The sequence below is a fragment of the Citrobacter sp. S-77 genome, from assembly GCF_963864895.1.
In the GTDB taxonomy this organism is placed as follows: Bacteria; Pseudomonadota; Gammaproteobacteria; order Enterobacterales; family Enterobacteriaceae; genus Citrobacter; species Citrobacter murliniae.
Genome location: NZ_CAWLWU010000002.1, coordinates 632,768 through 658,999, shown reverse-complemented (window position 1 = coordinate 658,999; position 26,232 = coordinate 632,768). Strand labels below are relative to the sequence as shown.

At 52.2% G+C, this 26,232-nt stretch carries 23 protein-coding genes; 8 read left to right on the top strand and 15 right to left on the bottom strand.

What is annotated here, in order from left to right:
* Positions 1–114: 114 nt before the first annotated feature.
* The 5 genes from ispC to rpsB all read right to left on the bottom strand — a co-directional run bounded on the left by ispC (position 115) and on the right by rpsB (position 4,693).
* On the bottom strand, positions 115–1,311 hold the full coding sequence (gene ispC / locus AACS05_RS03735; RefSeq protein WP_045439983.1) for a 1-deoxy-D-xylulose-5-phosphate reductoisomerase: 1,197 nt from the start codon (positions 1,309–1,311) through the stop codon (positions 115–117).
* 95 nt (positions 1,312–1,406) lie between these two features.
* Positions 1,407–1,964 (bottom strand): ribosome recycling factor, encoded by a 558-nt coding sequence (frr, locus tag AACS05_RS03730; RefSeq protein ID WP_045439981.1) that lies wholly within the window; start codon positions 1,962–1,964, stop codon positions 1,407–1,409.
* 143 nt (positions 1,965–2,107) lie between these two features.
* Positions 2,108–2,833, bottom strand: a complete 726-nt coding sequence (gene pyrH, locus AACS05_RS03725) for a UMP kinase (protein WP_045439978.1) — start codon at positions 2,831–2,833, stop codon at positions 2,108–2,110.
* A 146-nt stretch (positions 2,834–2,979) separates the two neighbouring features.
* On the bottom strand, positions 2,980–3,831 hold the full coding sequence (gene tsf, locus AACS05_RS03720) for a translation elongation factor Ts (protein WP_045439976.1): 852 nt from the start codon (positions 3,829–3,831) through the stop codon (positions 2,980–2,982).
* 136 nt (positions 3,832–3,967) lie between these two features.
* On the bottom strand, positions 3,968–4,693 hold the full coding sequence (gene rpsB, locus AACS05_RS03715) for a 30S ribosomal protein S2 (protein ID WP_003018553.1): 726 nt from the start codon (positions 4,691–4,693) through the stop codon (positions 3,968–3,970).
* 323 nt (positions 4,694–5,016) lie between these two features.
* Here rpsB and map point away from each other — a divergent pair, with 323 nt between their 5' ends.
* The 4 genes from map (at position 5,017) to AACS05_RS03695 (ending at position 9,949) form a co-directional block, all read left to right on the top strand.
* Positions 5,017–5,811 (top strand): type I methionyl aminopeptidase, encoded by a 795-nt coding sequence (map, locus tag AACS05_RS03710; RefSeq protein WP_045439973.1) that lies wholly within the window; start codon positions 5,017–5,019, stop codon positions 5,809–5,811.
* A 113-nt stretch (positions 5,812–5,924) separates the two neighbouring features.
* Complete coding sequence (gene glnD, locus AACS05_RS03705; RefSeq protein ID WP_045439970.1) at positions 5,925–8,597, top strand: bifunctional uridylyltransferase/uridylyl-removing protein GlnD; 2,673 nt, start codon at positions 5,925–5,927, stop codon at positions 8,595–8,597.
* Positions 8,598–8,628: 31 nt separating this feature from the next.
* Positions 8,629–9,453 carry a 2,3,4,5-tetrahydropyridine-2,6-dicarboxylate N-succinyltransferase gene (dapD, locus tag AACS05_RS03700; RefSeq protein ID WP_045439968.1) on the top strand — a complete coding sequence of 275 codons (825 nt, stop codon included), beginning with the start codon at positions 8,629–8,631 and terminating at the stop codon, positions 9,451–9,453.
* 109 nt (positions 9,454–9,562) lie between these two features.
* A complete protein-coding gene (locus AACS05_RS03695) occupies positions 9,563–9,949 on the top strand; it encodes a DUF3461 family protein (protein WP_045439967.1) in 387 nt (128 codons plus the stop codon).
* 94 nt (positions 9,950–10,043) lie between these two features.
* Here the strand turns inward: AACS05_RS03695 and cdaR are convergent, their stop codons facing one another.
* The 3 genes from cdaR to dgt all read right to left on the bottom strand — a co-directional run bounded on the left by cdaR (position 10,044) and on the right by dgt (position 14,431).
* Positions 10,044–11,201 carry a DNA-binding transcriptional regulator CdaR gene (cdaR, locus tag AACS05_RS03690; RefSeq protein WP_003018564.1) on the bottom strand — a complete coding sequence of 386 codons (1,158 nt, stop codon included), beginning with the start codon at positions 11,199–11,201 and terminating at the stop codon, positions 10,044–10,046.
* Positions 11,202–11,350: 149 nt separating this feature from the next.
* Positions 11,351–12,784, bottom strand: coding sequence for a serine endoprotease DegP (gene degP, locus AACS05_RS03685; protein WP_045439965.1), 1,434 nt, complete (start codon positions 12,782–12,784; stop codon positions 11,351–11,353).
* Positions 12,785–12,913: 129 nt separating this feature from the next.
* Positions 12,914–14,431, bottom strand: coding sequence for a dGTPase (dgt, locus tag AACS05_RS03680; protein ID WP_045439964.1), 1,518 nt, complete (start codon positions 14,429–14,431; stop codon positions 12,914–12,916).
* Positions 14,432–14,514: 83 nt separating this feature from the next.
* Here dgt and mtnN point away from each other — a divergent pair, with 83 nt between their 5' ends.
* The 3 genes from mtnN to AACS05_RS03665 all read left to right on the top strand — a co-directional run bounded on the left by mtnN (position 14,515) and on the right by AACS05_RS03665 (position 16,766).
* A complete protein-coding gene (gene mtnN, locus AACS05_RS03675) occupies positions 14,515–15,213 on the top strand; it encodes a 5'-methylthioadenosine/S-adenosylhomocysteine nucleosidase (RefSeq protein ID WP_045439962.1) in 699 nt (232 codons plus the stop codon).
* On the top strand, positions 15,206–16,024 hold the full coding sequence (gene btuF / locus AACS05_RS03670) for a vitamin B12 ABC transporter substrate-binding protein BtuF (protein WP_045439959.1): 819 nt from the start codon (positions 15,206–15,208) through the stop codon (positions 16,022–16,024). The genes mtnN and btuF overlap by 8 nt, the downstream gene beginning before the upstream one ends.
* 118 nt (positions 16,025–16,142) lie before the next feature.
* Positions 16,143–16,766 carry a TRIC cation channel family protein gene (locus AACS05_RS03665; protein ID WP_045439956.1) on the top strand — a complete coding sequence of 208 codons (624 nt, stop codon included), beginning with the start codon at positions 16,143–16,145 and terminating at the stop codon, positions 16,764–16,766.
* Positions 16,767–16,866: 100 nt separating this feature from the next.
* On the opposite strand, the gene erpA is transcribed toward AACS05_RS03665, so the two are convergent.
* From erpA to clcA, 3 genes are read right to left on the bottom strand one after another with little or no spacing between them, the layout of a single operon-like run.
* Positions 16,867–17,211: an iron-sulfur cluster insertion protein ErpA gene (gene erpA, locus AACS05_RS03660; protein WP_008786260.1), complete on the bottom strand. Its 345-nt coding sequence runs from the start codon at positions 17,209–17,211 to the stop codon at positions 16,867–16,869.
* The gene (gene yadW, locus AACS05_RS03655) at positions 17,204–17,269 is read right to left on the bottom strand and encodes a small protein YadW (protein ID WP_136345333.1); all 66 of its coding nucleotides are present in this window, start codon (positions 17,267–17,269) and stop codon (positions 17,204–17,206) included. The genes erpA and yadW overlap by 8 nt, the downstream gene beginning before the upstream one ends.
* Before the next feature lie 23 nt (positions 17,270–17,292).
* Positions 17,293–18,714, bottom strand: a complete 1,422-nt coding sequence (clcA, locus tag AACS05_RS03650; protein ID WP_045439953.1) for a H(+)/Cl(-) exchange transporter ClcA — start codon at positions 18,712–18,714, stop codon at positions 17,293–17,295.
* A 168-nt stretch (positions 18,715–18,882) separates the two neighbouring features.
* Here clcA and hemL point away from each other — a divergent pair, with 168 nt between their 5' ends.
* The gene (hemL, locus tag AACS05_RS03645; RefSeq protein ID WP_045439942.1) at positions 18,883–20,163 is read left to right on the top strand and encodes a glutamate-1-semialdehyde 2,1-aminomutase; all 1,281 of its coding nucleotides are present in this window, start codon (positions 18,883–18,885) and stop codon (positions 20,161–20,163) included.
* 95 nt (positions 20,164–20,258) lie between these two features.
* Here the strand turns inward: hemL and fhuB are convergent, their stop codons facing one another.
* Genes fhuB through fhuA form a run of 4 tightly spaced genes read right to left on the bottom strand, consistent with a single transcriptional unit; the run spans position 20,259 to position 26,225 of the window.
* Entirely contained in the window at positions 20,259–22,241 is a 1,983-nt protein-coding gene (gene fhuB, locus AACS05_RS03640) for a Fe(3+)-hydroxamate ABC transporter permease FhuB (RefSeq protein ID WP_045439940.1), read from the bottom strand.
* Positions 22,238–23,128: a Fe(3+)-hydroxamate ABC transporter substrate-binding protein FhuD gene (gene fhuD, locus AACS05_RS03635; protein WP_045439938.1), complete on the bottom strand. Its 891-nt coding sequence runs from the start codon at positions 23,126–23,128 to the stop codon at positions 22,238–22,240. The genes fhuB and fhuD overlap by 4 nt, the downstream gene beginning before the upstream one ends.
* Complete coding sequence (fhuC, locus tag AACS05_RS03630) at positions 23,128–23,925, bottom strand: Fe3+-hydroxamate ABC transporter ATP-binding protein FhuC (RefSeq protein WP_045439935.1); 798 nt, start codon at positions 23,923–23,925, stop codon at positions 23,128–23,130. The genes fhuD and fhuC overlap by 1 nt, the downstream gene beginning before the upstream one ends.
* Positions 23,926–23,972: 47 nt before the next feature.
* Positions 23,973–26,225, bottom strand: a complete 2,253-nt coding sequence (gene fhuA, locus AACS05_RS03625) for a ferrichrome porin FhuA (protein WP_045439933.1) — start codon at positions 26,223–26,225, stop codon at positions 23,973–23,975.
* Positions 26,226–26,232 lie beyond the last annotated feature (7 nt).

Here is a 26,232-nt window from a genome sequence, read left to right as displayed (position 1 = left end):
AAACCACGGCTTACCCGACCGAAAAAAAGCAAATACCCACAATCGGGTGGCGCAGACTATATCACTGAAGCCCAACGCTAACAAATAGCACGATCCCCCGTAGCGGGATTATCATCAGCTTGAGAGTCGCGTCACTTGTTTTGTGGCGACTTCCCTGGCGATGGCATCGACCCTCAGCACGTCATCAACGCTCTGCGGTTCCTGCAAATCCATCTTATCCAGTACGGATAAATTTAGATCGGCGATATCAGTAAATCGAATCTGCTGCGCCAGGAATGCGGCAACGGTAATTTCATTCGCGGCGTTCAGCGCGGTTGTCGCGGCCTGCCCTTGCTCAAACGCGTCCATTGCCAATTTCAGGCACGGATAACGCTGGTAATCAGGTGCGGAAAAAGTCAACGCACTGAGTTTGCAAAAGTCGACAGGCTTAGCGCCAGACGTCACACGTTCCGGCCATGCCATCGTATGAGCAATCGGTGTACGCATATCAGGCTCACCCAACTGGGCCAGCACACTACCATCCTGATAACGCACCATCGAGTGAATCACCGACTGCGGATGAATCAGCACTTCCATCTGGCTTGCACTGGCATTAAATAACCAACGCGCTTCAATGTATTCCAGACCTTTATTCATCATGGTGGCGGAATCGACTGAGATTTTTCTTCCCATCGACCAGTTCGGATGACGGCATGCTTGATCGGGCGTCATTGAAACCAGATCCTGCAATGGCGTTTCACGGAAAGGGCCACCAGACCCGGTAAGCAGAACGGACATTACGCCATTTTGCTCAAGGTCAGCGTATCCCAGATTGTGTTGGATAGGTTGAGGTAAACTCTGAAAAATCGCATTATGTTCGCTATCTACCGGCAAAAGCTGCGCTTTGTTGCGTTTCACGTCGTCCATAAACAGACGTCCGCAGGTCACTAAAGACTCTTTATTTGCCAACAGAATACTTTTGCCCGCACGGATTGCCGCCAGCGTCGGTAATAACCCCGCTGCGCCGACAATCGCCGCCATCACCTGATCGACGTCATCCAGCGCAGCCATATCACAGGCTGCCTGTTGCCCACTCATCACCTCAGTGCGACTTCCGTGCTCCTGAAGTGCGGCTTTCACCAGCACTGCGCTTTTTTCATCGTCCATCACCGCATAGCGGGGAGAAAACTCCAGGCATTGCTCTACCATGCGGGTGACATTTTTACCCGCAACCAACGCAGCAACTCGAAACTTTTCCGGGTTATGGCGTACTACATCCAGCGTACTGCAACCAATAGAGCCGGTTGAGCCCAGAACGGTTAATTGCTTCATCAGACATCCAGAAGAATTGAGACAGGATAAAAAGCAAAACGCCGCCAGTTGATCCTCACAGATCCCCCAAGCGGCGTTTTAAACGTACAGGCGAATCAGAACTGCATCAGTTCCGCTTCTTTCTCTGCCAGCGCCGCATCAACTTTCTTGATTGCTGCGTCAGTCAGTTTCTGTACGTCGTCCTGAGAACGGCGATCGTCATCTTCGCTGATCTCTTTATCTTTCAACAGAGCTTTTACTTTATCGTTGGCATCACGGCGTACGTTACGTACAGCAACACGAGCCTGTTCAGCTTCACCACGCACAACTTTCGTCAGATCTTTACGACGCTCTTCGGTCAGCGGAGGCAGCGGAACGCGGATATCGGTACCCGCAGAACTTGGGTTCAGACCGAGGTCGGAAGCCATAATCGCCTTCTCAACAGCCGGCCCCATTGAACGGTCAAACACGTTGATTTTAAGAGTACGGGAATCTTCAACCGTTACGCTTGCCAGCTGACGCAGCGGAGTTGGTGTGCCGTAATATTCTACGACAATACCGTCCAGCAGGCTGGGAGAAGCACGACCCGTGCGAATTTTGCTGATTTGGTTTTTGAACGCTTCTACGCATTTATCCATGCGCACTTCAGCATCTTTTCTGATATCGCTAATCACGTTACGAATCCTTGAAAACTTGTCTCAGACAGACCAGACGGAAGCACTGATGCGCTAAGTATAGTCTTGTTTAAAATATGCCACCGGGTAAGTGACCCGCTTGATTAAAGCGGAATCTTACCCGTATTTGGCCTCGACGGAAATTATTCCGTGATTAAAGTGCCTTCTTTTTCACCCATAACAACACGGCGCAAGGCACCTGGTTTGTTCATGTTGAAGACACGAATCGGTAATTTGTGGTCACGAGCCAGCGTGAACGCAGCCAGATCCATCACTTTCAGTTCTTTATCCAGTACTTCACTGTAGGTCAGTTGTTCGTACATGGTAGCGGTTGGATCCTGAGCCGGATCGGCGGTAAATACGCCATCAACTTTAGTGGCTTTCAGAACTACATCCGCTTCGATTTCAATACCGCGCAGACAAGCTGCAGAGTCAGTAGTGAAGAACGGGTTACCGGTACCCGCGGATAAAATAACAACGCGGTTGTTACGCAGCAGGCTGATAGCCTCTGCCCAGCTGTAGTTGTCGCACACGCCGTTCAGCGGAATAGCAGACATCAGGCGAGCGTTCACATAGGCGCGATGCAGTGCGTCACGCATTGCCAGGCCGTTCATAACTGTTGCCAGCATGCCCATGTGGTCGCCCACAACGCGGTTCATACCCGCTTTTGCCAAACCTGCACCGCGGAACAGGTTACCACCGCCAATCACTACGCCAACCTGAATGCCCAGTTCAACAAGTTCTTTAATCTCTTGCGCCATACGGTCAAGGATGCTTGCGTCAATACCGAAACCTTCAGTCCCCTGCAATGCTTCGCCGCTCAGTTTAAGCAGAATGCGTTTGTAGACGGGTTTTGCGTTGGTAGCCATTTTCTTTCCTGCGAGTGTCACGAATGGGATGATTTAAATCGGGTGACATCATGTGTTTCCTGCCGTTTGTTGCCTACTGGAACTGGCTGATTTTCACATGACGGGTACAAAAAGGAGCCGCCCTGAGGCGGCTCCGGACAGTACAATTAAGACTGTTTAGACATTGCAGCAACTTCTGCTGCGAAGTCAGCTTCAACTTTCTCGATGCCTTCGCCCACTTCAAAGCGGATGAAGCCAGTCACGTCAGCGTTGTGCTCTTTCAGCAGCTGGCCAACGTTTTTGCTCGGGTCCATTACGAAAGGCTGACCAGTCAGAGAAACTTCACCGGTGAATTTCTTCATACGGCCTTCAACCATTTTCTCTGCGATTTCTTTCGGCTTACCAGACTGCATCGCGATGTCCAGCTGTACCTGGTATTCTTTCTCTACCACTTCAGCAGACACGTCTTCTGGTTTAACGAATTCTGGTTTGCTTGCAGCAACGTGCATCGCCAGGTGTTTAACCAGCTCTTCATCAGCGCCTTTAGCCGCAACCAGAACACCGATGCGCGCACCGTGTTGGTAGTTGCCCAGAACGTCGCCTTCCAGGATTGCAACGCGACGGATGTTGATGTTTTCACCGATTTTAGCAACCAGCGCAACACGCTCTTCTTCGAACTGTGCTTTCAGGACTTCAACATCAGTCACTTTACCTGCTACAGCCGCGTCCAGAACTTTGTCTGCGAACGCCTGGAAACCACCGTCTTTAGCAACGAAGTCAGTCTGGCAGTTAACTTCCAGAATCACACCGAAGTTGCCTTCGATTTTGGTTTTGATCACGCCGTCAGCAGCAACGTTGCCTGCTTTTTTCGCAGCTTTGATCGCACCAGATTTACGCATGTTTTCGATTGCCAGCTCGATGTCGCCATTAGCTTCAGTCAGTGCTTTTTTGCAATCCATCATGCCTGCGCCAGTACGCTCACGCAGCTCTTTTACCAGGGATGCGGTAATTTCAGCCATTCTAAAATCCTCGGAAGATTTGATCTGCCCGGCATTAAACCGCACAGATTTAAAAGTGAAAAAGGGGGCCTAATACAGGCCCCCTAACCAAACGTGATACTACCTGGTCTATAAGGGCTCTAACGAGCGTGCCTTATTATTCAGCTTCTACGAAGCTTTCTTCCGCCTGGGAAGCCAGATCCTGAGAACGGCCTTCACGAACGGTTGTAGCTACAGCGCCCAGGTACAGGGTCACAGCACGGATTGCGTCGTCGTTACCCGGGATAACGAAGTCAACACCGTCCGGATCAGAGTTGGTATCAACGATAGCAAATACCGGGATACCCAGGTTGTTTGCTTCTTTGATAGCAATGTGCTCGTGGTCAGCATCGATTACGAACAGAGCGTCCGGCAGACCGCCCATGTCTTTGATACCGCCCAGGCTGTTTTCCAGTTTCTCAAGCTCACGGGTGCGCATCAGCGCTTCTTTCTTGGTCAGCTTTTCGAAAGTACCGTCCTGAGACTGAGTTTCCAGATCTTTCAGACGTTTGATGGACTGACGAACAGTTTTCCAGTTAGTCAGCATACCGCCCAGCCAGCGATGGTTCACGAAGAACTGGTCGCAGCTGTTAGCAGCTTCTTTCACCGCTTCGCTTGCAGCGCGTTTAGTACCAACGAAAAGGATTTTACCTTTACGAGCAGAGATCTTGTTCAGTTCAGCCAGAGCTTCGTTGAACATCGGTACAGTTTTCTCAAGGTTGATGATGTGAACTTTGTTACGCGCACCGAAGATGAACGGCTTCATTTTCGGGTTCCAGTAACGGGTCTGGTGACCGAAGTGAACACCAGCCTTGAGCATGTCGCGCATGGAAACAGTTGCCATGATTAAAACCTCTATATATAAAAGTTGGGGTTAAGCCTCCACGCATCCCATATTACCGACCCCAAAGGGCACCCCGGAATATGTGCCGATACGTGTGTGTTGTTACACAAAGTGAGATTTGTCGCTTCAGTCCATCTTGTGTATCTGAGAATGGAACGGAAGTCCGGCGCGCTTTATACCACAAATACGCCGCAGACACCAATAATTGTTGGCGGTCTGTGCTGTTAATGATTCTCAATTTGGCAGCAAGTACGCCGGACTGTTACCATTGGCAGCACTTACACAATTATTGTCGAAATCATCGACACTGATGGACAGAATTCATGGCTATCTCAATCAAGACCCCTGAAGAAATCGAAAAAATGCGCGTCGCTGGTCGTCTGGCCGCTGAAGTGCTGGAAATGATCGAACCGTTTATCAAACCGGGTGTCAGCACCGGCGAACTGGATCGCATCTGTAATGACTACATAGTGAATGAGCAGCAGGCTATATCCGCCTGCCTGGGTTATCACGGTTATCCGAAGTCTGTGTGCATCTCTATTAACGAAGTGGTATGCCACGGGATCCCGGATGATGCCAAACATCTGAAAGATGGCGATATCGTCAATATCGACGTGACTGTCATTAAAGACGAGTTCCATGGCGACACCTCAAAAATGTTTATTGTCGGCAAACCGACAATTCTCGGCGAGCGTCTGTGCCGCGTTACGCAGGAAAGCCTGTATCTGGCGCTGCGGATGGTAAAACCAGGCATTCGTCTGCGCACGCTGGGCGCTGCGATTCAGAAATACGCGGAAGGAGAAGGCTTCTCTGTGGTTCGCGAATACTGTGGTCACGGTATTGGCCGCGGCTTCCATGAAGAACCTCAGGTTCTGCACTACGATGCTGACGATGGCGGTGTAGTACTTCAGCCGGGCATGACCTTTACCGTGGAACCGATGCTGAATGCGGGTGATTACCGCATTCGTACCATGAAAGACGGCTGGACGGTGAAAACCAAAGACCGTAGCTTGTCTGCACAGTACGAGCATACTATTGTAGTTACCGAAAACGGCTGTGAAATTCTGACGTTACGCAAGGATGACACCATCCCGGCGATCATCAAACACGACGAATAATTTTTTGCCTGATGGCGATGTCCCCGCATCTTATCAGGCCTACAAATTGCTCTACTTCGTAGGCCGGATAAGGCGTTAGCGCCGTCATCCGGCTTTTTAATGGGTGGCGCACAATGAATACTCTTCCTGAACAGCACGCAAATACTGCCCTCCCCACCCTGCCTGGCCAACCGCAAAATCCTGGAACCTGGCCACAGCATGATCTCAACTGTACCGGGATTAAAACGCATATCGATACTTTCCAGCACTGGTTAGGCGAAGCGTTTGACAGCGGTATTTCTGCCGAACAGTTGATTGAAGCCCGCACCGAATTTATTGACCAGTTGCTGCAACGCCTGTGGATTGAAGCTGGCTTCGGCCAGATCGCCGATCTGGCGCTGGTTGCCGTCGGTGGCTATGGACGCGGTGAACTGCATCCGCTTTCCGATATTGACCTGCTGATCCTGAGTCGTAAAAAGCTGCCTGACGCCCAAGCTGAGAAAGTCGGCGAGCTGTTAACGTTACTGTGGGACGTCAGGCTGGAGGTTGGGCACAGCGTGCGCACGCTGGAAGAGTGTCTGCTGGAGGGGTTGTCAGATTTAACCGTCGCCACCAACCTGATTGAAACGCGACTGCTGATCGGCGACGTAGCGCTGTTTCTTGAGCTACAGAAACATATTTTTAGCGAAGGTTTCTGGCCGTCTGATAAATTTTACGCCGCCAAGGTGGAAGAGCAAAATCAGCGCCACCAGCGCTATCACGGTACCAGCTACAATCTGGAGCCGGATATCAAAAGCAGCCCGGGCGGCCTGCGCGATATCCACACCCTGCAATGGGTTGCCCGACGCCATTTTGGCGCAACCTCGCTTGATGAAATGGTCGGGTTCGGTTTTCTGACGCTGGCGGAGCGCGCCGAACTCAACGAATGTCTGCACATCCTTTGGCGCATTCGCTTCGCACTGCATCTGGTGGTCAGTCGTTATGATAACCGTCTGCTGTTCGACCGTCAGTTGAGCGTAGCCCAACGGCTTAACTACAGCGGCGATGGCAACGAGCCGGTCGAACGGATGATGAAAGACTATTTTCGCGTCACGCGTCGGGTGAGTGAACTAAACAACATGCTGCTACAGCTGTTTGACGAGGCTATCCTCGCCCTGCCTGCGGATGAAAAACCACGCCCGATTGATGATGACTTTCAACTGCGCGGTACACTGATTGACCTGCGCAACGATGATCTGTTCATCCGTGAACCAGAGGCGATTCTGCGAATGTTTTACACTATGGTGCGTAACAGCGCGATCACTGGAATTTATTCCACGACGTTGCGTCATCTGCGCCATGCCCGCCGCCATTTAACGCAACCGCTGTGCTACATCCCGGAGGCCCGCTCGCTGTTTCTCAGCATGTTGCGACATCCAGGCGCAGTGAGTCGCGGTCTGCTGCCAATGCACCGCCACAGTGTTTTGTGGGCCTATATGCCGCAATGGTCGCACATCGTCGGCCAAATGCAGTTTGACCTGTTTCATGCCTACACGGTGGATGAACACACCATCCGAGTGATGCTAAAGCTGGAAAGTTTTGCCAAGGAAGAGACTCGTCAGCGCCACCCGTTGTGTGTGGATCTCTGGCCGCGCCTGCGCCAGCCGGAGCTGATTCTGATTGCCGCGCTGTTCCACGATATCGCCAAAGGACGCGGCGGCGACCACTCAATTCTTGGTGCCCAGGACGTTCTAAAATTCGCCGAATTACACGGACTAAATTCCCGCGAAACACAACTGGTCGCCTGGCTTGTACGCCAGCATCTGCTGATGTCAGTTACCGCTCAGCGTCGTGATATTCAGGATCCTGAGGTGATTAAGCAATTCGCAGAGGAGGTGCAAACAGAACATCGTCTGCGCTTCCTGGTCTGCCTGACGGTAGCGGATATTTGCGCCACTAACGAAACCCTATGGAACAGCTGGAAGCAAAGTCTGTTGCGAGAACTGTACTTCGCCACAGAAAAACAGCTACGTCGTGGAATGCAAAACACGCCGGATATGCGCGAGCGCGTACGCCACCACCAACTTCAGGCACTGGCGCTGCTGCGTATGGATAATATTGATGAGGAAGCGCTACACCACATCTGGTCGCGCTGTCGCGCCAACTATTTCGTGCGCCACAGTCCAAACCAGTTGGCTTGGCACGCACGTCATCTGCTACAGCATGATCTGAACGATCCATTGATTTTACTCAGCCCACAGGCAACACGAGGCGGGACAGAAATTTTCATCTGGAGCCCGGACCGTCCTTACCTGTTTGCTGCGGTCTGTGCAGAACTGGATCGTCGTAATCTTAGCGTCCACGATGCGCAGATTTTCACTACACGTGATGGAATGGCGATGGATACGTTTATCGTGCTGGAACCGGATGGTAGCCCGCTGTCATCAGACAGACACGAAGCGATCCGTTTTGGGCTGGAGCAAGCGATCACTCAGCGTAGCTGGCAGCCGCCGCAGCCACGTCGTCAACCGGCAAAATTACGTCACTTTACCGTCGACACCGAGGTCACTTTTCTGCCGACGCATACTGACCGTAAATCATTCCTGGAGCTTATCGCGCTCGACCAGCCTGGACTGCTGGCGCGGGTCGGACAGATTTTTGCCGATCTGGGAATTTCGCTGCATGGCGCCCGAATTACAACCATTGGCGAGCGAGTAGAAGATTTATTCATAATCGCAACAGCCGACCGACGTGCCCTTAATAATGAGCTGCAACAGGAAGTGCATCAACGGTTGACAGAGGCCCTCAATCCAAACGATAAAGGGTAATGTTTTTTATTTATATGGAAAGAGTTTAACAATGCAGCAGTTACAGAACATTATTGAGTCCGCTTTCGAGCGCCGTGCCGACATCACTCCGGCAAATGTGGATACCGTAACCCGTGAAGCGGTTAATCAGGTTATTTCTCTGCTGGATTCCGGTGCACTGCGCGTCGCAGAAAAGATTGAGGGTCAGTGGGTCACTCATCAGTGGCTGAAAAAAGCGGTACTGCTCTCTTTTCGTATTAACGATAACCAGGTTATCGATGGTGCGGAAAGCCGCTACTTCGATAAAGTACCAATGAAATTCGCCAACTATGACGAAGCGCGCTTCCAGAAGGAAGGCTTTCGCGTAGTGCCGCCTGCGGCTGTGCGTCAGGGTGCATTTATCGCCCGTAATACGGTTCTGATGCCGTCATACGTCAATATCGGCGCATACGTTGACGAAGGTACCATGGTTGATACCTGGGCTACCGTAGGTTCGTGTGCCCAGATTGGTAAAAACGTCCACTTGTCTGGCGGTGTTGGCATCGGTGGTGTACTGGAGCCATTACAGGCTAACCCAACCATCATCGAAGATAACTGCTTCATTGGCGCACGCTCTGAAGTCGTAGAAGGCGTAATTGTCGAAGAAGGTTCCGTTATCTCTATGGGCGTTTACATCGGCCAGAGTACGCGTATTTATGACCGCGAAACGGGTGAAGTACATTATGGACGTGTCCCGGCCGGCTCCGTTGTAGTATCAGGCAACCTGCCGTCGAAAGATGGCAAGTACAGCCTTTACTGTGCGGTGATCGTGAAGAAAGTTGATGCTAAGACGCGAGGAAAAGTCGGTATTAACGAGCTGTTACGCACCATCGACTAACGGTATTTTGAAAAAGCGGGCCTGGCCCGCTTTTTTTACATCTGCGAGTGGCATAAACAAGGCTTTTCGTTAATTATTCAATGGTTATAGTGAGCTTAAGGGTACCGCTATGTATGACAATCTGAAAAGTCTGGGCATTACCAATCCTGAAGAGATCGATCGTTACAGCCTGCGGCAAGAAGCCAATAACGATATCCTGAAAATCTATTTCCAGAAGGATAAAGGCGAGTTTTTTGCCAAGAGCGTAAAGTTTAAATATCCCCGTCAGCGTAAAACCGTGGTCGCCGATGGCGTTGGCCAGGGTTACAAAGAAGTGCAGGAGATAAGCCCGAACCTGCGCTACGTGATCGACGAACTGGATCAGATCTGTCTGCGCGATCGTAGTGAAGTCGATCTTAAACGCAAGATCCTTGATGATTTACGTCATCTGGAAAGCGTCGTCACCAACAAGATCAGCGAGATTGAAGCCGATCTGGAAAAACTAACGCGTAAGTAAGCAGTTTGTTGCCGGATGGCGGCGTCTTACGCCTTATCCGGCCTACAGGTATATCCTCGTAGGCCTGATAAGCGTAGCGCCATCAGGCAATCAATCAATGCTGCTCATCCAGTTGTAACGCCACATACAGCAACAACCTGTCATCAAAATTTCCCAAATCCAACCCGGTCAGCTCAGAGATACGATTCAGGCGATATTCCAGCGTATTACGATGGATAAACAATGCCTTAGATGTAGCCAGCGGCTGCACGTTATGACGAAACCACGCCGCTAATGTCCGCCGCAGCAAGCCGTTGTTATCCATCGCTTTCAGCCTTACCAGTGGGCGCGCCAGCTCATTAGCCTGCCAGCCGCCGCGCAGGCTGTCCAGCAGCACCGGCAGCATCAAATCCTGGTAGAAATAGCTGCGACTTTCCGGCATACGTTGCTTTCCGACCATCATGGTCGTACGTGCCGTTCGATATGAACGGGCAATACTGCCTGGTCCGGTAAAGTAGTTACCCAGAGAAACGCGAAAGCGCAACTGCCCATTCTCTTTCATCCGGGCAATTAACTGCTCGACGCGCTTACGGTGATCTTCCGCATCCCAGCGACCAAACTGATTAAGCGCAGGCTTCAGCACCACCATCTCGGTAAGAGAAACAATCGCAATCAGGTTATTACGCTCAGGCGTAGTCAGGGCATTTTGTAGCTGCTGCAGTTCTGCCATGGCACTGTCAACGCCAAGCTGCCCACTGTCAACTTCCACCACCGCCACCACGCGCGGCTGGTTCAAATCAATGCCTAAACGTTGTGCCCACTCCATCAGCGCCGGAGTATTTTCTTCGGCCTGAATCAGGTTCATCACCAACTCTTCACGCAGACGACTGTCCTGCGCGAGCAGATGCATCAGACGCGACTGTTCCAGCATCATTTCCGCGGTCATACAAACCAGTTCACCATACTTGCGCAGATGTTCCGGTTCGCCGGTTAAACCAATAACGCCAACAATTTCACCTTCGAGCCGTAGTGGCAGGTTTATCCCCTGGCGCACACCGTGCAGATGCCTGGCGACGGCATCATCGATATCCACCACGCGCCCCTGCGAAAGCACCAACAGTGCGCCTTCGTGCAATTCACCAATACGCTCGCGATCGCCGCTGCCGATAATCCGCCCACGGGCATCCATTACGTTGATATTGGTATCAATGATGCGCATCGTGCGTGCCACGATATCCTGCGCCATTTTGGTATCAAGATGCCAGCCAGCCATAAACCCTCCTGTGAGCAGAGCTCAAGCATAAGGAAGATCATACGCAGCAACATTGTGCAAATGCACAAAGCGAAGAAGAGAAGTATGGAGTTGTGGTAAGTATCACAAAAAGAAACCCCTCCCTGGTAACAGGAAGGGGTTTGAGAGGATTACTGCATCAACAGATAGATTGAGGTGTCACCACGCTGAATATTCAACGCCAGAACAGACGGTTTGCTATCGAGGATTTTGCGCAGTTCCGCGATATTTTTCACCGGTTGCTGATTGGCACCGATAATCACATCCCCTTTCTTCAGGCCAATCTGAGCCGCCGGAGTATTCGGTTTCACATCGCTTACCACGACCCCTTTGTCCTGGCCTTTGTTGCTCATATCCGCACCTTCAATCCCTTTGAAGATGGAGCTGGAATCTACCTGAGTCTGGCTACTCTGCTGCAGTTCCAGGTTCACAGTGACCGGTTTACCGTCGCGCAACAGACCAAGGCTGATTTTGCTACCTACAGGCATCGTGCCGACCTGCGCACGCAGCGCGGCAAAACTGCTGATAGGCTTACCGTTCAGCGAGGTAATCACATCCCCGGCTTTGATACCGGCTTTCGCTGCGGATGAATTCGGCATGACCTGACTGACGAATGCGCCACGCTGTGCGTCAACCTTCATGGCTTTGGCCAGCTCAGAGTTCAGTTCAGTGCCCAGAATACCCAACTCACCACGTTTAACCTGGCCAAACTCAACCATCTGCGAGGTCAAGTTTTTCACCATGTTGCTTGGGATAGCAAAACCGATACCGATATTACCGCCGTCAGGCGCGAGGATCGCGGTGTTAATCCCAATCAGCTCACCGTTCAGGTTGACCAGTGCGCCACCGGAGTTACCCCGGTTAATCGCGGCGTCCGTCTGGATAAAGTTCTCGTAGTTTTCCGCATTCAGACCGCTACGCCCCAGCGCAGAAACGATACCCGAAGTTACCGTTTCACCGAGGCCAAACGGGTTACCAATGGCGACAGTGTAATCACCCACGCGCAGCGCATCAGAATCTGCCAGCTTGATCGCTGTCAGGTTCTTCGGATCCTGAATCTGGATTAACGCAATGTCAGAGCGCGGATCTTTGCCGACGATCTTCGCGTCAAATTTACGCCCATCGCTCAGTTGTACTTTAATCACCGTGGCGTTATCGACCACGTGGTTGTTGGTAACGACATAACCTTTAGCGGCATCAATAATAACGCCGGAACCCAGCGCCATAAATTTCTGCTGCTGCCCGCCACCATTACCTGCGCCCGGCGCACCGCCCTGGCAGAATGGTGAGCTCTGGAACGGAGAACCATCCTGGCAGAACGGGGAATTATCACCGAAGAACTGCTGGAAATTACGCGGCATACGCGGCGTATTCACCGTCGTGCTCCCCTCGACGTTAATACTCACCACCGATGGCATCACTTTTTCGAGCATCGGGGCCAGGCTTGGCATCTGCTGGGCCGTCACTGCTGAAGACGCTGTCTCAGCCGCCGTTGCAGACAGGGGGGACAACGCCAAACCTAAACTCAGAGCCAGTGCACTCATTGCTAATGTGGTTTTTTTCATGTGTTTCGTTCTCGATTAACAGATAACGCAAAATTGCTGTATACGTCAGAGTCGTTTTATAGCGCGAAGTTCCAGAGTAAAGTTTCAGGAAAAAGTAAAATTTTATTGTCAGTCTTTACAAATGAGTATTTATTGTTCTACCGCCATCAGTCGTCGGTATTCATCCCAGGCATACAAATCCGTCATCCCGCTGATATAATCCTGGATCAGGCGACAGCGATAATAATATTCAAAAACCGGATACTCTGCAGAAACAGACGATATTTTACTAACAGCCTCAACGTAAGCCAACCGATGGCGCGTAGACAGCTTTTGAAATAATCGCGACTCAATCGGAAAGTGTTTTAATCTTTCATTTTCAACCAGCGCGGTAAAGTCTGATTGCGTCATTTTTAATAACGGCTTATAGATTTCCAGTAGCCCACTGATAACCCGATACCCCTGTAATTCCAGTTGTTCAACATCGGGATGGCTAAACACATGTTTCATCGCCACATTTTTATAAACCCCGAGCAATTGGCTGAAGCTACTGGCGTCTTCCAACAGCGCGTGATTAAAGCTACCCTCAAAAATCTGCGGCAAGTTATCAATAAAACGCTGGGCCGCATACGGTACTAGTTTATTCAGCGTGTTGACTCGCAAATACATAAAGAACTGATCTTCCGTACTGCGACTTAATGTATTTGAGCGCGATTTCTCCCAGGCATTCTCAACAACCTGGGTAAACAGGGAACCTTTTTCGTGCTGTCCCCATGCCTCGTACAGATGGTGATAAAGTTGTTCGACACTGAAGATTCTTTTCTCAACGGCATCTTCCAGGTCGGCCACACAATAAGAGATATCATCGGCCGCCTCCATAATCCAGGTTAATGGAAAGCGACTGTAAGGTGCTAAAGATAATTCTTTACGCAACCTCTCAATATACGGTTCCTCGGAAAGGTAATATCCCGGTTTTTTCATTAAATAGTTATGTGTTGTCGGGGCAGCTCCGCGCCACCATGCCGGACGCGTATATTTTAAAATACCCCCAACCTGCGCCCAGGTAAGATTCATTCGCATCAAGGTATGTACCAACCGAATCCCCTGCGCATTACCTTCAAAGTGGCACAAATCCTGCCGCACTTTACGGCGGATATCATTGAGAGACTCTTCGCCTTCACGCAAACGCAGCGCCGCCACCAGGCAGCGGTCATCGCTTAAGGGCTGGCTTTCCGCATCCGCGGGAAAAAGTCGCTGGCAGAACCAGTCGTTAATCGCCGCTTCACCGAAGTGCCCAAACGGTGGATTACCAATGTCATGCATCAGACAGGACATTTCGACAACACTTTCAAAAGGGCCTGTCAGCTCATCCAGGCCATATTGTTCCAGCAACTTTAGCTCTTTTAGTCGGCTGAGGATCTCTTTTGCGATATAGCGTCCCACCTGCTGAACTTCCATCGAATGCGTCAGACGTGTGCGCACCGCTGCATTACGCTCCAGCGGAAAAACCTGGGTTTTTTGCTGCAGCCGGCGGATTGCCGGGGAGTTTATAATACGTCCGCGATCGCTTTCAAAAATTCGCAGGATCTCATGCTCAGATTTCACGCCCTGCGGCGAACGGTAACGACGATGCCAGTTTATTTTTCTTCGGAAATCGATCTGTGCCATGTCCTCTCCCGCCTGAGAAATGCGCTACCCCTTAAGCGCATGATAGACTATGCCCTCAAATCTGGCTTATCGCGAGTAAATCTATGAAAATCGGCATCATTGGTGCAATGGAAGAAGAAGTTACGCTCCTGCGTGACAAAATCGAAAACCGTCAGACTATCTCCCTCGGCGGTTGTGAAATTTACACCGGCCAACTGAACGGTACTGAGGTTGCGCTACTGAAATCTGGTATCGGTAAAGTGGCTGCGGCACTGGGCGCAACGCTTTTGCTCGAACGCTGCAAACCGGATGCCATCATTAATACCGGTTCTGCGGGCGGCCTGGCCTCTACGCTGACAGTCGGCGATATCGTAGTTTCTGATGAAGCACGTTATCACGATGCTGACGTTACCGCATTTGGCTATGAATTTGGCCAGTTGCCGGGCTGTCCGGCAGGCTTTAAAGCCGATCCCGCACTGATCACCGCGGCTGAGTCCTGCATCGCAGAACTCAACCTGAACGCCGTTCGTGGGCTGATTGTCAGCGGTGACGCCTTCATTAATGGATCTGTTGGCCTGGCAAAAATTAAACATAATTTCCCGCAGGCAGTTGCTGTAGAAATGGAAGCCACGGCAATTGCGCACGTTTGCCACAACTTTAAAGTCCCGTTCGTGGTGGTTCGTGCCATCTCTGATGTCGCCGATCAGCAGTCCCATCTCAGCTTTGACGAATTCCTGGTTGTTGCCGCGAAACAGTCGAGCCTGATGGTTGAAACGCTGGTACAGAAACTGGCGCATGGCTAAATTAATGCCCAGGGCGCTGGCCGCCCTGCTTTTCACTCTTCCGGTGTGGCTCTGTGCCGCACCGCGTGTAGTTTCACTCTCCCCTGCTAACACCGAACTGGCCTTTGCCGCCGGCATTACCCCGGTCGGCGTCAGCAGCTACTCAAACTACCCGCCCGAGGCCAAAAATATTGAAGAGGTCTCAACCTGGCAAGGCATGAATCTGGAACGCATCGTGGCGCTCAAACCAGATTTAGTTATCGCCTGGCGCGGAGGGAACGCCGAACGGCAGGTGAATCAACTGACCGCCCTGGGAATTAAAGTTATTTGGGTGGATGCGGTAACCATTGAGCAAGTCGCAGACGCGCTGCGCCAACTGGCGGCGTGGAGTCCCAGACCTGAACAGGCAAAACAGGCCGCGAAAACCTTGCTTGATGAGTATGCTTCACTAAAATCACAGTATGCCAACAAACCGAAAAAACGTGTGTTTCTTCAGTTTGGCGCAAATCCGTTGTTTACCAGTGGGAAAGGCTCCATTCAGCACCAGGTTCTTGAGGTCTGTGGCGGAGAAAACATCTTTGCCGGCAGCCGGGTCCCCTGGCCGCAGGTCAGCCGCGAACAGGTTCTGGCAAGAGCGCCTCAGGCTATCGTTACCACCGGAAATTCGGGCGAAAATCTTAAAATCGAACAATACTGGGGAAATCAGCTAAAAATCCCGGTTATTACCCTTAATAGTGACTGGTTCGAACGCGCGAGCCCGCGTATTATCCTCGCCGCAAAACAACTCTGTAATGCGCTTTCACAGATAAATGAGACACAAAATCATTCATGATGCCTCGAGGCAGCAAGTTAATGAATCCCCGGAAGCGTACAAATAATACGTGACAGGGGTAACTAACGCAGCCAACAAAGAGGCAGCCTGAAGGGTGATGTGTATTGGGGATTCGACAATGCTCGTCTATTGGCTCGATATTGTAGGCACTGCGGTATTTGCTATCTCTGGCGTATTACTGGCCGGGAAATTGCGTATGGACCCCTTCGGTGTCCTGGTCCTCGGCGTTGTTACCGCAGTAGGCGGCGGCACGATCCGCGATATGGCACTGGATAACGGGCCGGTATTTTGGGTTAAAGATCCTACCGATCTGGTTGTTGCCATGATCACCAGCATGCTCACGATCTTACTGGTGCGCCAGCCAAGACGATTACCCAAGTGGATCCTTCCGGCACTGGATGCTGTCGGTCTGGCGGTGTTCGTCGGCATTGGCGTTAATAAAGCATTTCTCGCCGGAACCGGACCACTGGTGGCAATTTGTATGGGAGTGATCACCGGCGTAGGCGGCGGGATTATTCGCGACGTGTTAGCACGTGAAGTACCGATGATATTACGTACAGAAATCTACGCAACTGCATGTATTATTGGCGGGATTGTTCACGCCACGGCGTTTTATACTTTTTCAGTACCGCTGGAAAACGCCAGCATGATGGGGATGATCGTCACATTGCTGATTCGGCTTGCCGCTATTCGCTGGCATTTAAAGCTACCGACGTTTGCGTTAGATGATAATGGTCGATAATTTGACGACGCGGGATACACAGGCCGGATAAGACGTTTACGCCGTTATCCGACAAATTGCCCGGCGGCGCGACGCTTACCGGGCAGACAGAATCAGCTCATCAAATGCTGAAGGAAGAGCCACACCCGCAGGTGCTTTTAGCGTTCGGGTTCGTCACAACGAAGCGGGAACCTTCCAGACCTTCGGTATAGTCAACCGCACCACCCACCAGATATTGCAGGCTCATTGGATCAACCACCAGACCAACGCCTTGTTTCTCAATGGTCATATCACCTTCGTTAACTTGATCATCAAAGGTGAAACCATACTGGAAACCGCTGCAACCACCACCGGTGATATACACGCGTAATTTCAGATTCGGGTTATCTTCGTCAGCGATCAGGCTTTTTACTTTATTGGCTGCTGCTTCTGTAAATTGCAGTGGCAGCGCTACGTCATCACTCATATTTTGCTCCAAACGACATTGGCAATTGGATAAATTTCAACCCAATATTTTGGGCCATTATCTAATACCCTGGTATTTCGTTCAAGTATTCTCGCCAGCAGCTGTACTCTGGCTTTTCGCCGCCTGCTCCGCTTCCTGTTTTGCCAGCGTACGTGCAAGAATAGTCGAGTATAGCGGCTTTCCGCCCATAAATTGGGCTAATAGTGTTGCGCCAAGACAGGTAATAATCATTGGCAAAATGAGCTGGTAGTTATCAGTCATTTCCAGAACCAGCACAATGCCCGTTAATGGTGCACGTACTGAAGCCGCCAGCAACGCCCCCATTCCGGCAATAGCAAACGTCCCGGCTTCCAGATGATACTGCGGAAAAGACGCCGCTGCAGCCATGCCAAATGCGGTGCCGAGCAATGTACCCAGCGCCAGCATCGGTGCAAATATCCCACCGGGCGCACCGGAGGAGAAGCACAGCAGCGTGGTGATGACCCTGGCAACAAAAATAAACAGCAGTATACCAACACTGAAATTGCCCGCTGCTGCGATAGGGATCAGGTTAAATCCACCACCTGCCGCTTCAGGTTTTATTAAACCGAGGATCCCACACAGACCGCCGATAGCGCCCCCCATCAGCACCCACTTTTTAATTTCGCCGCCGTGGAAGCGTTGAAACATATCCTGGGTCCGCAACACCATCGTATTGAATAACGGTCCGACACAACCAAAAATAATTCCAAGGACGAGATATAACCACAGCGTATTAACCGGTGCATTGGAGAGCTTCCCGACTTCAATGATCGGGGCCTCGCCGTTAAAAATACGGAACACAATGCTGGACATAATAACGCCGGTAAATACGGCTTTGATCGATACGAGGTTGTAACGGAACTGCGGACGCATCTCTTCAAGAATGAACAGGATACCCGCCAGAGGCGCATTAAAAGCGGCCGACAGACCGGCTGCAGCACCGGTAGCCAGCAGAGTATGGCGCGCTTCAGCGCTACGCATACGGAAAACATCAAGCACCATGCGTCCGATATTGCCGCCAATTTGCACCGTCGGCCCTTCTCGTCCAAGCACCATCCCGGCACCCAGCGTTCCCATACCGCCGATAAACTTCACCGGCAATACACGCCACCAACGCACCGGGCGCAACTCTTCCAGTGCACCTTCGATCTCTGGAATCCCCGAACCACCCGCTTCCGGCGCAAATTTACGCACCAGGAAATAACCGACCATTGCCAGCAGCGCAGAGAGAATAAACGCCAGCGGCCACACCAAAATGGCATGATCGGCGACCTGTGCCAGCGTGCCTATACGCAGGTTCTGTACCCAGGACACAGCTTTCTCAAAAGCAACACCAACAAGTCCAGTCACGGTACCGACAACAGCCGCCATAAAGAGGATCGCCAGCGGCGTCTTGTCCCGATCAAGTAGTCGACGGATCTGATCCCTGCGCCGTAAACGCACAATTTGCTGTGCTTCAAAAGAGGGAGAGTCTGTTTTCATTAGATGATCATTAATTGGTAATACAAATACGGAATCGGCATTCTACTCGCACATTTCGTGAAAATCCCCTGCAAATCGTATTGTTTCAAATGCGCAAAACTTTCATAACCTTCTCTGAATAACTAGAATAGCGGGCATTCACTTTTTCTACGAACCAGGACCCCATCCATGAGTAAGTCTGAAAACCTCTACAGCGCAGCACGCGAACTTATCCCCGGCGGCGTTAACTCCCCTGTTCGCGCCTTTACCGGCGTGGGTGGTACTCCGCTGTTTATCGAAAAAGCAGACGGCGCGTATCTGTATGACGTCGATGGTAAAGCCTACATTGATTATGTTGGTTCCTGGGGCCCGATGGTGCTGGGCCATAACCACCCGGCTATCCGCAATGCGGTGATTGAGGCTGCAGAACGTGGTCTGAGCTTTGGTGCGCCAACCGAGATGGAAGTGAAAATGGCGGCGCTGGTCACTGAACTCGTGCCAACCATGGACATGGTGCGCATGGTCAACTCCGGTACCGAAGCGACGATGAGCGCCATCCGTCTGGCGCGCGGCTTCACCGGACGCGATAAAATTATCAAATTTGAAGGATGCTATCACGGTCATGCCGACTGCCTGCTGGTAAAAGCCGGCTCCGGCGCACTGACGCTGGGCCAGCCGAACTCTCCGGGCGTTCCGGCAGATTTCGCTAAGCATACTCTGACCTGTACTTATAACGATCTCGCCTCTGTACGTGCAGCATTTGGACAGTATCCGCAAGACATTGCCTGCATTATCGTGGAGCCGGTCGCTGGCAACATGAACTGCATCCCGCCGCTGCCGGAATTTCTGCCTGGTCTGCGCGCGTTGTGCGATGAGTTTGGTGCGCTGTTGATTATCGATGAAGTAATGACCGGTTTCCGTGTCGCGTTGGCTGGCGCGCAGGATTACTACGGCGTCGTTCCGGATCTGACCTGTCTGGGCAAAATCATCGGTGGTGGTATGCCTGTTGGTGCATTCGGTGGTCGTCGCGATGTCATGGACGCGCTGGCACCAACCGGACCGGTTTATCAGGCTGGTACGCTGTCTGGTAATCCAATTGCCATGGCGGCAGGATTTGCCTGTCTGAATGAAGTCGCCCAGCCGGGTATTCATGAAACATTAGATGAACTCACCACCCGTCTGGCAGAAGGTCTGCTGGAAGCCGCCCAGGAAGCGAATATTCCTCTGGTGGTTAACCATGTGGGCGGGATGTTCGGGATTTTCTTCACCGAAGCAGAAACCGTGACCTGCTATCAGGACGTAATGGCATGCGATGTCGAGCGCTTTAAGCGTTTCTTCCACATGATGCTGGATGAAGGGGTTTATCTCGCGCCATCAGCCTTTGAAGCTGGCTTTATGTCCGTCGCGCACAGCATGGAAGATATCAATAACACCATCGACGCCGCACGTCGGGTGTTCGGGAAGTTGTAAAAAGCAGCATCAGAGATCGTAAGCCGGGTAAGGCACTCCGCCACCCGGCTTTTTTGTTGCCGGATGGCGACACAAAGTGCTTATCCAGCTTTGTATTACCGGCTCTGCTTACGTAGCAGCCAAATGAAATATGGCGCACCAATAAACGTCGAGAGTAATCCCGCCGGGATCTGATACGGAAACAGCACCATTCTGCCGCACCAGTCCGCAAAGACCAACAGTACCCCACCCGCCAGCGCTGACATTACCATATGCGGCATGGTACGCCGAAAACCGAGCATACGCGCGATATGCGGCGCCATCAGCCCAACAAAGCTCAACGGTCCAATAGTCATGGTTGCCGTTGCGGTCAGTCCCGCGGCCAGCATCAGTAAACCGACACGTGACGGTGTCAACGCAATACCCACCGCCCGAGCCGTATCACCGCCCAGCGGTAAAATCGTCAGCCAGCGACGACACAACGGCGTAATCGCCAGCAGAATCACCATCACGATCCCAGTACGTATTACCTGTTCAGGGTAAGCGTTATAGGTCGAGCCGGAGATCCAGGTCAGTATGCTCGCCATCCGCGGGTCGCCGCTGGCCTGTAGCATCATCAGCAACATAGTAAATGCAGTGCTAAGCGCCATCCCTGCCAGCAGCATTCGGTGAGGCGAAAAGCCCCCGCGCCCAGCGACAATCATGATGATCAGCAACGTCACCGCTGCTCCGATACTCCCGGCAGGTAGCAGCCAACCGAAGGCATTTCCGGGCACCAGAAACAACATCAACACGACGCCAAACGCCGCACCGGAGCTGATACCCAATACTTCCGGGCTGGCCATTGGGTTACCGGTCAGGCGCTGAATAATACAGCCCGCAACCGCCAGCATAACACCCGCAATCAGTGCCGCCATAATTCGTGGCCAGCGCCAGGGCATCAGCTCATCCAGCATCACACCACTGGCCCAACTCCAGCCATGAGCATCGCGACCAAAAGAAAGCGCCACTACGACGGTCAACAACAATATTGCGCCCCCCACCAGGGCGAACATCAGCACGTTCTGACGTTCCGCAACAACGTGACTACTGGCATTCATATCCGGCGCGCTCATGCTGCGCAAACGCGGCAGCAGCCACAACAGCAGCGGTGCGCCAATCAGCGCGGTTACCGAGCCAGTAGAGACTTCCATCCATACGCGGGTCAGCCACAGAATAATTTGATCGGAAAGCCAGAGGATCAGAGCACCAATCAGCGGGGCCAGCATCAGGCGAGCCAGTAAGCGCCGGGCGCCGAGCATTTTTGCCAGAAGCGGCGCAAACAGACCAATAAAACCAATAATTCCGACTGCGTTAACCAGCAAAGCACTCAACACAATCGCCAGCGACAATGCGGCCAGACGCGCCAGCGATAGCGCCAGGCCAAGATTACGCGCTACACCGTCATCCAGCCCCATCAGCGTCATAGGACGTAATAACAGCAGGGTTAGCATCACGCCACCCAGCAGTTGCGGCCACAGACGCTGCACCCCGTTCCAGTCAGTTTGCGTTAACGTTCCGCTGCTCCACAAAAACATGCTTTGCAGTTGATCGTGATGGAAGATAACCATCAGTTGGTTAATCGCGCCGCAGTACAGACTTACCACCAGACCTGCAAGGATCAATGTGACGGGCGAAAGACGTTTGCCCCAGGCGACACCAAACACCAGCGCTCCGACGATACATGCTCCTGCCAGCGCCGCAAATTGCGTGGTCAGCGCTCCGGGGAGCACCCACAGTGTAGTGACCGTTATACCTAACTGTGCTCCGGTTGCCACGCCAAGCGTGGTCGGCTCTGCCAGCGGGTTACGCAATACCTGCTGAAACAAAACGCCAACCAGTCCCAGCCCGGCACCGACCAGTAACGCAATCGCCAGCCTCGGCAGCAAACTGAAATGGAAAACCATCTGTTCAATGATATCGATATCCGGCGACCAGATAGCCTGCAGCCACTGGCTGCGCGGCAGGGCTACAGAGAAGTTAACCCAGGTCAGCCAGCAGGCAGATACAAACAAGACTGTCAGTAAAAGTACCGGGAAAAGCGCAACACGTTTACTCACGCTTTGCCTCCCAGCGCATTATCCAGAATGCGCACAAAGCGCATCGCCGACAGTGTTGCGCCATAGAACCAGACGGCAGGTACGCGCTGAAAACGTCCGGCCCGGACAAACGGCATTGCCTGCCACAACGGGGTGGACATCAGCGCATTCATCTCTTTATTGTTGCCATGATCAAAGCACAACACATCAACATCTTTATAGACCGCAAGCCGATCGATACCCACAGCAGTGCTACCCCAGAAGTTTGTTTCCCCCTGCCAGGCGTTACGGATCCCGTACTCGTCCAGCACTTCCTGAAACAGACAGTTAGGACCAAACACCAGCATATGGCGAGGATCCAGCAGGGTCATCAGCAGTAAAGGACGCTCTCCGCGCTGAATAAAGCGTGGTTTCAGGCTGTCAATAAAGCGATCATATTGCGCCAGATGACGTTCGGCAGCAGGTTCCAGATTCAGCAACTGCGCCATTTCCTGCAGCGACTGGCGGGCAACCGCCAGCGGCTTTTTGCCATCGCTGAAGTTAAATCCACGGCCAGGCGCAATACGTGCCAGTTTCTCGGGCGCAGGACCATAGCCTGCCGACCAAACCATAAATGAGGGCTTCATTTCAGTCAGCAGTTCAAGATTGGGTTCAGTGCGTAACCCGACGTCAATCACCGAGTCCGGCAGAGCAGGTTCATTGACCCACAGCTTGTAGTTCGGAACATCTGCGACGCCATAGGGTGTAATACCCAGCGCCAGCAGCAGCTCAACCGGTAACCACTCCAGAGCCACAATGCGCTGCGGATCAACCGCCGCCGCACGCGCCTGATTCATCTGCCAGAGCAATGGTGACAACGCCATTGCCGTTAGCAAACGACGGCGGGTTATATGATGTAATGCGATCATTAATAGACAAAACTCACAGGTGCAGCACCAGCCGGATGCGGCAAAATACCCATCGGGATACCGTAGATCTGTTCCAGGGTTTCACTGCGCATCAGTTCAGCAGGCGTCCCCTGAGCGATCATTTCGCCACCTCTTAGCGCCACCAGATAGTCGCAGTAGCGGGCAGCCATATTGATATCATGCAGCACGGCGATCACCGTCAATCCACGTTGTTGGCTCAAGCGATGCACCAGCGCCAGCACATCAACCTGATGGGCGATATCCAACGCCGAAGTGGGTTCATCGAGCAGCAGGCAACGGCTGTCCTGCGCCACCAGCATGGCGATCCACGCACGTTGACGCTCGCCGCCGGACAAACTATCAACCAGACGATGTGCCAGTGGCTTTAACCCTACCAGCGTTATCGCCTCTTCCACTTTTTCTCTGTCAGCTACACCAAAACGTCCCAGCGCACCGTGCCACGGGTAGCGACCAATCGCCACCAGTTCACGCACTGTCATCCCTTCCGCCTGCGGCAACTGCTGCGGTAACCAGGCAACCTTGCGGGCAAATGCTTTACTCTTCCAGCTATCAACGGGCTGTCCATCCAAAAAAATATCGCCTTCAGAAGGCGGCTGATGGCGAGCTAACATCTTTAATAACGTGGATTTACCGGAGCCGTTATGGCCGATAAGACCGGTCACTTTCCCCACGGGAAAGGTTAACGAGAGAGGATGCAAAAGCGTGCGACCAGGTACACGAAAGGAGACATGACTTAGCGCAAAAGTGGTGTCGGGATGGGATCTGTTTTCCTGCATAGCGGCCAACTTGTAAAACGGGCACGCAAAGCGTGCCCAAAGAGAAATTAGAAACGGAAGGTTGCTGTTGCAACGACCTGACGTTCCGCGCCCCAGAAGCAGCCATAGGTATTGAAGCAACTGGCGACGTATTCACGGTCAAACAAGTTGTTCACATGCAGCGCCACGTTGGAGCCCGCCATACCAACGCGGGCCAGATCGTAACGTACCAACGCATCCACCAGCGTATAGCTCCCCACTTTGAAGGAGTTTGCCGGGTCGCCATAGCTGGAACCAGTATAACGAACGCCAGTACCCAACGTCAGCCCGGAAAGCGCACCATCATAGAGGGTATAATCGCCCCACAGTGATGCCATGTGTTTTGGCACCTGAGCAGGCGTATTGCCTTTGTAGGTGGTGTCAGTGGTGTATTCCGCATCGGTGTAGGTATAAGAGCCGACAACGTTAACGCTGGCAGACAGTGCCGCTTTCGCTTCGATTTCCACACCGCGAGAACGAATTTCACCGCCTTCAACTGAGAAGAACGATGTGCCTGTTGGGTCAGCCATCAGGTTGTTGGTTTTGGTCAACTGATAGACAGCACCGGTGATCACGATCGGACGATCGCTCGGAACATATTTCACGCCCGCTTCGTACTGCTTACCTTTGGACGGTGCGAAAATATTCCCACTAGCCCCCGTCTGGGAAGCCGGTTCAAACGACTCGCTGTAGCTGAAATACGGGGTTACGCCATTGTCGAACAGATAGTTAACACCGCCACGCCAGGTGAACTGCTTATCATCGCGGGAATCCGTAACGCCAGAAACACGGTTCAGAGAGTCCTGTTTAGCCCAGTCGTAACGACCGCCCAGAGTAACCAGTACCTTATCCCACTGCATCTGATCCTGCGCATACAAGCCAGTCTGTTTCTGTTTGTTCAGCACTTTGTAAGGACCAGAAGGGCCTGGGTGTGAGCCAAAATCAAAGTCGCTGCGGTCAAGGTTATAGATATCGGACGGTGCAACAGAACCGGCATAACCAAACCATGAGTCGATATCGTTACGCATGCGCATAAAATCAACGCCGGTCAGCAGGGTATGATCCACATCGGCAGTCGCGAACTTGCTTTGCAGCTGAGTATCAACAGCGAAGTTCTGCAATTTCTCATTATCGATAACGTACTGACGAGTCAGCGTGTGATCCCAATCGGACTGAGGAACGCTGGCGCAAGGACTTTTAGCCGGATCCTTGGTATAGAGCGGATCGGAACACATACCGTAGCCATATACGCTGTTTTGCGAAACTTTGTTTTGCGCATAGCGCAAATTCTGACGCACGGTAAAGGTGTCGTTAAATTCGTGATCGAAGCTGTAGCCTACCATCTTCTCGTTACGAGAATAGGTATTGTTGCCCGCACCTTCATTGAAATCAGTAGGGAGACGTGTGCCATTTGGCAGTTTCGTTACTGTCCCCTCTTTTGGCAGCCAGCCGTAATAACCGGTCTCTGGCTCATTCTGGAAATAAGAGAGGAAAGTGAAGTTCGTTTTATCGTCCGGACGCCAGCTGAAAGAAGGCGCAATGGCATACCGTTGCTCTTCCGCACCTTGCTGCTGTGCATTAGCGGAGCGAGCAAGGCCCGTTAAGCGATAAGAATACACACCGTCATCATCCAGCGCATCGCTGAAGTCAAAACCGGTCTGGAACAGGCTGTCAGTGCCCATTTTGAACTGAACTTCTTTCAACGGTTCCGTCGTCGGGCGCTTGCTGACCATGTTCAACAAGCCGCCAGGGTTACTCTTTCCGTAAAGAACGGAAACCGGGCCGCGCATAACCTCAGCGCGCTCCAGCATATAGGGATCGATTACCGCGTCGTTATAGAAGTTGCCCTGCATTTTCAGGCCGTTCAGATAGTTATTCTGGCTTTGGCCGTCAGCGGCGAATCCGCGAATGATCAGGTAATCATAGGTATTAGATGCGCCACGAGTTCCCACAGCGACACCAGGAGTGTAACTGAGCGCCTCTTTCACAGATTTAGGCTGATGCAGCGCCATCTCTTCGGCTGTCACAACGGAGATAGACTGCGGCACCTTTTGAATCGGAGTGTCTGTTTTTGTCGCCGTGGCAGATTGTCTTGCCGCGATGGTTGCCGCGGGGCCCCATGCGCTTTCTTGTGCGGCAGGTGCTGCGGTTACGGTGATTGTTTCTTCTTTCGGTTGAACCGCCGCCTGTGCATACACAGACATGCCGCTAACCGCTGTGGCTACTACAACTGCGATTTTACGCAGCGAAGAGTTTGGCTGAGCAGTTTTAAGACGCGCCATTGGTATA

Coding starts and splice junctions, on each gene's coding strand:
- ispC (WP_045439983.1), bottom strand. CDS start 1,311: ATGAAGCAATTAACCGTTCTGGGCTCAACCGGCTCTATTGGTTGCAGT.
- pyrH (WP_045439978.1), bottom strand. CDS start 2,833: ATGGCTACCAACGCAAAACCCGTCTACAAACGCATTCTGCTTAAACTG.
- tsf (WP_045439976.1), bottom strand. CDS start 3,831: ATGGCTGAAATTACCGCATCCCTGGTAAAAGAGCTGCGTGAGCGTACT.
- rpsB (WP_003018553.1), bottom strand. CDS start 4,693: ATGGCAACTGTTTCCATGCGCGACATGCTCAAGGCTGGTGTTCACTTC.
- map (WP_045439973.1), top strand. CDS start 5,017: ATGGCTATCTCAATCAAGACCCCTGAAGAAATCGAAAAAATGCGCGTC.
- glnD (WP_045439970.1), top strand. CDS start 5,925: ATGAATACTCTTCCTGAACAGCACGCAAATACTGCCCTCCCCACCCTG.
- dapD (WP_045439968.1), top strand. CDS start 8,629: ATGCAGCAGTTACAGAACATTATTGAGTCCGCTTTCGAGCGCCGTGCC.
- AACS05_RS03695 (WP_045439967.1), top strand. CDS start 9,563: ATGTATGACAATCTGAAAAGTCTGGGCATTACCAATCCTGAAGAGATC.
- cdaR (WP_003018564.1), bottom strand. CDS start 11,201: ATGGCTGGCTGGCATCTTGATACCAAAATGGCGCAGGATATCGTGGCA.
- degP (WP_045439965.1), bottom strand. CDS start 12,784: ATGAAAAAAACCACATTAGCAATGAGTGCACTGGCTCTGAGTTTAGGT.
- dgt (WP_045439964.1), bottom strand. CDS start 14,431: ATGGCACAGATCGATTTCCGAAGAAAAATAAACTGGCATCGTCGTTAC.
- mtnN (WP_045439962.1), top strand. CDS start 14,515: ATGAAAATCGGCATCATTGGTGCAATGGAAGAAGAAGTTACGCTCCTG.
- btuF (WP_045439959.1), top strand. CDS start 15,206: ATGGCTAAATTAATGCCCAGGGCGCTGGCCGCCCTGCTTTTCACTCTT.
- AACS05_RS03665 (WP_045439956.1), top strand. CDS start 16,143: ATGCTCGTCTATTGGCTCGATATTGTAGGCACTGCGGTATTTGCTATC.
- erpA (WP_008786260.1), bottom strand. CDS start 17,211: ATGAGTGATGACGTAGCGCTGCCACTGCAATTTACAGAAGCAGCAGCC.
- clcA (WP_045439953.1), bottom strand. CDS start 18,714: ATGAAAACAGACTCTCCCTCTTTTGAAGCACAGCAAATTGTGCGTTTA.
- hemL (WP_045439942.1), top strand. CDS start 18,883: ATGAGTAAGTCTGAAAACCTCTACAGCGCAGCACGCGAACTTATCCCC.
- fhuD (WP_045439938.1), bottom strand. CDS start 23,128: ATGATCGCATTACATCATATAACCCGCCGTCGTTTGCTAACGGCAATG.
- fhuC (WP_045439935.1), bottom strand. CDS start 23,925: ATGCAGGAAAACAGATCCCATCCCGACACCACTTTTGCGCTAAGTCAT.
- fhuA (WP_045439933.1), bottom strand. CDS start 26,225: ATGGCGCGTCTTAAAACTGCTCAGCCAAACTCTTCGCTGCGTAAAATC.